Source organism: Pseudomonas sp. BF-B-26, from assembly GCF_019956495.1.
Lineage (GTDB): Bacteria > Pseudomonadota > Gammaproteobacteria > Pseudomonadales > Pseudomonadaceae > Aquipseudomonas.
Genome location: NZ_JAHBDP010000028.1, coordinates 1 through 5,907 on the forward strand (window position 1 = coordinate 1; position 5,907 = coordinate 5,907).

At 49.5% G+C, this 5,907-nt stretch carries 5 protein-coding genes and 1 pseudogene; all 6 read left to right on the forward strand.

The features are described from left to right. Positions 1-938: bacteriophage T4 gp5 trimerisation domain-containing protein (locus KGB03_RS02290; RefSeq protein WP_411739774.1), on the forward strand; the 938-nt coding region annotated here is incomplete at its 5' end. Next, entirely contained in the window at positions 935-2,518 is a 1,584-nt protein-coding gene (locus tag KGB03_RS02295; protein ID WP_223526192.1) for a hypothetical protein, read from the forward strand. The genes KGB03_RS02290 and KGB03_RS02295, both read left to right, overlap by 4 nt. Before the next feature lie 6 nt (positions 2,519-2,524). After that, positions 2,525-3,475 carry a PoNe immunity protein domain-containing protein gene (locus tag KGB03_RS02300; RefSeq protein ID WP_123367547.1) on the forward strand — a complete coding sequence of 317 codons (951 nt, stop codon included), beginning with the start codon at positions 2,525-2,527 and terminating at the stop codon, positions 3,473-3,475. A gap of 187 nt (positions 3,476-3,662) precedes the next feature. Beyond that, positions 3,663-4,598, forward strand: a complete 936-nt coding sequence (locus tag KGB03_RS02305) for a PoNe immunity protein domain-containing protein (protein WP_223526194.1) — start codon at positions 3,663-3,665, stop codon at positions 4,596-4,598. 204 nt (positions 4,599-4,802) lie between these two features. Continuing rightward, a complete protein-coding gene (locus tag KGB03_RS02310) occupies positions 4,803-5,309 on the forward strand; it encodes a hypothetical protein (protein WP_223526196.1) in 507 nt (168 codons plus the stop codon). 21 nt (positions 5,310-5,330) lie between these two features. Further along, positions 5,331-5,789, forward strand: a pseudogene (locus tag KGB03_RS02315) (protein kinase domain-containing protein); the annotation flags it as partial. Positions 5,790-5,907 lie beyond the last annotated feature (118 nt).

The window sequence follows — 5,907 nt, forward strand, 5'->3', positions numbered from 1 at the left end:
GGTGCCTGTATCACAAGGAAAATCAGGTTCCGTACGACCTGCCGGCGAACAAAACCCGCACCGTATTCAAAACCCTCAGCTCCCCGGGGGGCGGTGGGTTTAATGAATTGCGGATTGAAGACAAGAAAGGTGCCGAGCAGATCTTTATTCATGCCCAGCGCGATTGGGATGAAAACATTGAGCATGATCAGAAAATTCGGGTTGGGAATGAACGGCATGACACGGTGGAGAAGAACACTTACACCGAACTGAAGGCTGAAGAGCATCGCACCACGATTGCTGATCGCAAGACTGAAGCGCGGCTGGATGATCACCTGACGATTGGGCAGAACCAGCATGTGAAGCTGGGGACTGCGCAGCTGACTAGCGTTGGGAAAGAGATTCATCTGAAGGCTGGGGACAAGATTGTTATCGAAGCCGGGATGGAACTGACAGTAAAAGCAGGTGGCAGCTTCATCAAGCTGGATGCGGGCGGGATTACGGTTGTTGGGCCGGTGGTGAAAATTAATGCTGGCGGGTCGGCGGGGAGTGGGACCGGGATTGGAATCAAGATTCCAGGTTTGCCAGGACTGGCTGATGCAGCCAAGGCCGGAGCGGTGTTAGAGGCGGCGAAAGCCAACCCGACCTGGCTCGAGTTGAATCTGCACTACAGCAACCTTGAGCCGGTCCCGGGAGCTTCGTACCGTGTCGAGTTCGCCGATGGTTCGAGCCGTGAAGGTGTTCTCGATGCCAAGGGCTTCGCTCGGCTGGAAGATGTGCCGCAAGGGCCGGCTGAAGTTTATTACGGTGAAGACCCAAGACCTTTCGACCGCAAATCGGTCAAGGTGCTGGAAAGTTCCGATGACAAGGTCAACGCAGACCTTCGTAAACTTGGGCTGGACCCTGGCCAAGTCGATTTACAAGCACTTATTGAGCAAGCCGCAGGGAGGCTGATATGAGCGACGATTTACAAACCGCTGATGCCGCAGGAGAAGCAGACCGCAAGGCCGCCTACCAAGAAGCGGCCGTCGAATTAGCCAAGGGCATTGCTCTGGGAGCCGTGCCGTTCCTCGGCCAGGCCATCGATGCCTACGATACGGTGGAGTCATCCATCGTGCTTTACAACACCGAATCTGCAGATGGGAAGGAAGATGCCAAATTTGACCTGCTGATGGCTGTCATTGGCTGGATCCCAGGCCCCGGCGATGGTCTGAAGAAAAGCTTGCGCATAGTCAACCGCGACCCTCAGCGTTTCGCGCCTGTGCTGTTCGACCTTCTGCGCTTCGTGCTGCAAGAATGTGGCATCAAAACTAGCCCCGAAGAACTGCTCGAACAAATTTTCGACGCCTCTAAGCTGCGTGCTGAACTGGACGACATCATCAGTGGGGTAAAAGGCTCTTCCACCTTCCAAAGCCTGCCCAACTGGACCCAATCAACCGTTGTCACTGTGCTCGCTACTGCCCGCGACAATATGCCGGAGATGATCGGTCTCGTTGAGCGACGTTTGCTCAAGTGGAAGGGAATGCAGCGCAATAGTTCGGCGATGTCTTCGGGCACCAGTAAGCCTGCGAAAGGTAAGAAGCCGGCGGGTAAAGATCCCGTCGTTGCGACGCAAGGGAAAAATGGAGCGAGCGGAACTCATTCTAATACGGGCGACAAGTCAAACCCCGGGAGAGTGACATATCATATTTCAAACGAAGGCTTGGGTGTAAGCGGAGAACATATTGCCGATTACATATGTGCAATGGAATTTAATTGGGGAAAGGATTGGGATGGCCACGATAAGGGATCTGACGGAAAATGGTTAGAAGGGAAACCAAGCGCAAGTAAGTTGGGTAAGCTCTCGAAAGGTGGGAGTCCGAAAAGTCACAATATCCTTTATAAGTTGTCGGACCCCGCTAACGGTACGGGCATTGACGCTGTGTGGAGAGCAGATCCCGCGACGAACAGAGGGAAAAAATTTGCCATTGTCGAGGCAAAAGCAAGCAAGAATGAGGATGCGCCGAAGTTTTTGAGAAAGCCCAATAACACTCGTCAGCCGAGCATTACTTCAAAGTTGGGTGTTTCCGGTGAACCTCAATTGAGCGATCTTTTGGAGCCTATTGAGGAGGTCAAAGGTGATAATGGTACTACGCGAAAAGCTACCGGAAAAAATCGATCAAAGGTAGCTGGTAAACATTCCACTGATAATGCATCCGTGAAGGCCGCGAAACCCTCTAAGGGCCGAAAAAACGACTTAATGGTTCAGATGAGTAAAGAGTGGATATCAAAAAATCTGAGGGACGCTGTGGGAGTTACGATGACTAGAGAAATTCTTGATTCTTACTCAAGGCATCTGTTTTTTTCTCCGTTGTATCATCTTTCGGGAAGCCCGGAGGAGCATGCTGCAGCACTTCTTAGTGGATCCCCTGAATCTAGCCATGCAAAGCATGCCGCATTTCACTATGGTGAGGATGAGGTAAAGAAAGCTGTGAATAATCGAAAAAGAGCTCTGGCGAAAAAACATGGTGCACTAGACTCTTTGCGGCTTGAGGCTTAAATAAAAATGAAGAGAAGACAGCCGTTTATCACTGAGGCATATTATAAAAACCTTGTCGGGTTTTATGATTCTTCGGAATCGTATTGGAGTACGCACAATCTGGAAGAGGATTTTCCGGGTCAGGAGGCTTCTTTGAAAGCCTTTGAGGTTAAACAGGATTCTCTCGGCGCTTTGATAATCAAATATACAGCTGGTGAATCTATTTCAGAGCTGTATGAACCGCTTGAAAGAGTCGTGCGAAATTTCGAGGTGTATCAAAAGGCCTTGGCTGAGTATGAGGGTGTGCCGAATATATCGCCACTAGATCTTGAAGACTCTCCAGCCGATTTTGAGGAGTTTGTTCAGGTGGCCAGCCTGTGCATCCTGTTGCATCGAAATGATCTTTTGGCCAGATTTGTACATTTGACAGATGCGGCGGGTTTTAATAGTGAGGATACGCTGTACGAAGATTTGCTACGTAAAAACTTAGCAGGAAGGACTGATATAGATGAATGGTTTCATCCAGTATATACGAAGCTGATCAGATCGGTTTATGCCTCTAGCAAAGCCGAGGCATCGAAGCTTTTGAATGAATATTGCGGCCAGTGGTATGAATCTTTTGGTGAACTCCAGGCGAGCTGGCATGACTCGCATTTAAGTATTGATGGTGATGATGGTAGCTACGTTGGGTATTGGGCCTTTGAAGCAGGTGCTATTGCATTTCTTTATGGGATTGATGATAGCAAAATAGATCATATGGTTTATCCGAAGGACTTGGTTGAGTATGCTAGAAATTATACCGGTTCGAGCATTTCACAAGTTGGTCGCGTTGACTCGGGGCAGCCATGTAGTAAACAAGGCTATTGGTTTACTCCTGCACAGGCGAACTCTCGGCGATACTTCAAACAGGGCGAAATTATGCCGAATGTAGATGATTCGCGATGGGGCGATACGATTTGGTATTGGTCAGGAGAGTAGAATTTGTAGCGCTAGGGACGGATTTATTAATGGGCTTCGCCGTTTTGTGGGGCTCTCATCAGTAAATAAATCCGCCCCTTTTTTGCTGTCATTTTTTCTTGAGGTAAGCGGCTGTTAATAAACGTAAAACATCTTTTAGATGCTAAGCACGGCGCTTCTAAACCCTAGTTAATGAAGTGTAGTAACCATGAGTAAACGACAACAATTTTTGAGTGACGAAAGGCTTTCAAATTTTTTTAACGTCAAAGAGTCTGACCTTGAGTTCGCAAAGGAGAACCTGTTTGAAGCTGATTCGCCTGAGCAGGAAAAATCTCTCAGAGCTCGTTATTTTCAAGAGCTCGCCCTGGATGAAATATTGGTTCGTTACACAGCTGGGGATGCGATTGACAGTCTGGCTCTTCTATTGGAAAAGCTTGTCGAGCAATATCAAGATAGCCAAAAAGCCCTCGCTACCTATGAAAATTCACCCAATATCCCACCGCTGGATCTAGGCTTGCTTTACGAATATGAAGAATGTGTGCAGGTCATCAGCCTATGCATATTGCTTCATAGAATAGATTTGTTGGCTCCCTTCGTTGCGATGTTTGATAACGCAGGTTATGCCGGTGACGATACACTTTATGAGGATTTGCTAAGTAAAGTCCTTCCGAATCGTCACGACGTGGATGAGTGGAACCACGAGACCTATACTCCTCTGGTTCATGCTATTTATGAGGAAGATGGAGAAGAGGCTTCGGCACTGCTCGAAGAGTATTGCAACAACTGGTACCCCGCCTTTGAACAGGCGCCGTGGCACGATACTCACTTGATGGGCGACAAAGGAAGTTACGTTGGCTATTGGGCTCTTGAGGCAGGCGCCATAGCCTATCTGTATGGCATTGATGACAGGGCAATCGAGCATATGGTCTACCCAAAGGACTTGGTTGACTATGCACGAAACTTTGTTACTACCAACCCAACGAGCGTTCCTCGTATCGAGGCAGGTCAGCCTTGCAAAAAAACCGGTTACTGGTTTACGCCGGCGCAAACCAATTCGCGACGATACTTTAAACAGGGTGAGATAATGCCCAGCATTAGCGACTCGCGCTGGGGTGACACTCTGTGGTACTGGTCAGGAGAGTAAGTTGAGAAAAAAGGGGTGGTATATTCTTTGTTTTAGATGTCGCTACTAGCAAATGAATCCGTCCACTTCGCTGTGAGCCATGCAAAGCATGCCGCATTTCACTATGGTGAGGATGAGGTAAAGAAAGCTGTGAATAATCGAAAAAGAGCTCTGGCGAAAAAACATGGTGCACTAGACTCTTTGCGGCTTGAGGCTTAAATAAAAATGAAGAGAAGACAGCCGTTTATCACTGAGGCTTATTATAAAAACCTTGTCGGGTTTTATGATTCTTCGGAATCGTATTGGAGTATGCACAATCTGGAAGAGGATTTTCCGGGTCAGGAGGCTTCTTTGAAAGCCTTTGAGGTTAAACAGGATTCTCTCGGCGCTTTGATAATCAAATATACAGCTGGTGAATCTATTTCAGAGCTGTATGAACCGCTTGAAAGAGTCGTGCGAAATTTCGAGGTGTATCAAAAGGCCTTAGCTGAGTATGAGGGTGTGCCGAATATATCGCCACTAGATCTTGAAGACTCTCCAGTCGATTTTGAGGAGTTTGTTCAGGTGGCCAGCCTGTGCATTCTGTTGCATCGAAATGATCTTTTGGCCATATTTGTACATTTGACAGATGCGGCGGGTTTTAACAGTGAGGATACGCTGTACGAAGATTTACTACGTAAAAACTTAGCAGGAAGTGAAATGGGGACAGACCACCTTTCAATAATGATCTGAAAAACGTGGTCTGTCCCCGTTTTACTGCACGGTGACATGAAACCGAGCAACGTCATGCTCAGCGAAGAAGGCGTGCGCCTGTTCGACTTCGGTCTGGGCCAGGCCGAGGAGGGCATCTTGCCCGGCCTGCCACACCTGAGCCGTAACCGCTTCAACGCCTGGACCCCCGGCTACGCCGCCCCTGAACTGCTCGAAGGCCAGCCGCTGTCGGCCAGTGCGGATGTTTATGGCGTGGCCTGCGTGCTCTACGAATTGGCGGGCGGCAAACACCCGTTCCGCCGCTTGCCCTCGACCGAGGCCCGCGACGGCCAACTGGATCGCGAGCTGCACGCACCCAGGAATCTACCGAAACACTGCTGGCCAGCCCTGCGAACGGCGCTGGCTTTCGATGCGGCCAAGCGCACCATCACCGCCGCTCAACTGCGTGACGCCATGGGCGCCACTTCGTCTTTGCTGCAACGTCTGCGACTTCGGGCGTAACGGATGACTACCGAACAGGGAGCAAGCAATGTTCAACCCAGCTAACGAAACCCACTTCAGCCTGACCGTTGAAGACTACGTCGGCGACCTGCAAGTGCTGTCGTTCACCGGCACCGAA

Bases quoted from the DNA above. Each gene is read 5' to 3' on its own strand.
- KGB03_RS02305 (WP_223526194.1), top strand. From the start codon at position 3,663: ATGAGTAAACGACAACAATTTTTGAGTGACGAAAGGCTTTCAAATTTT.
- KGB03_RS02300 (WP_123367547.1), top strand. From the start codon at position 2,525: ATGAAGAGAAGACAGCCGTTTATCACTGAGGCATATTATAAAAACCTT.
- KGB03_RS02295 (WP_223526192.1), top strand. From the start codon at position 935: ATGAGCGACGATTTACAAACCGCTGATGCCGCAGGAGAAGCAGACCGC.
- KGB03_RS02310 (WP_223526196.1), top strand. From the start codon at position 4,803: ATGAAGAGAAGACAGCCGTTTATCACTGAGGCTTATTATAAAAACCTT.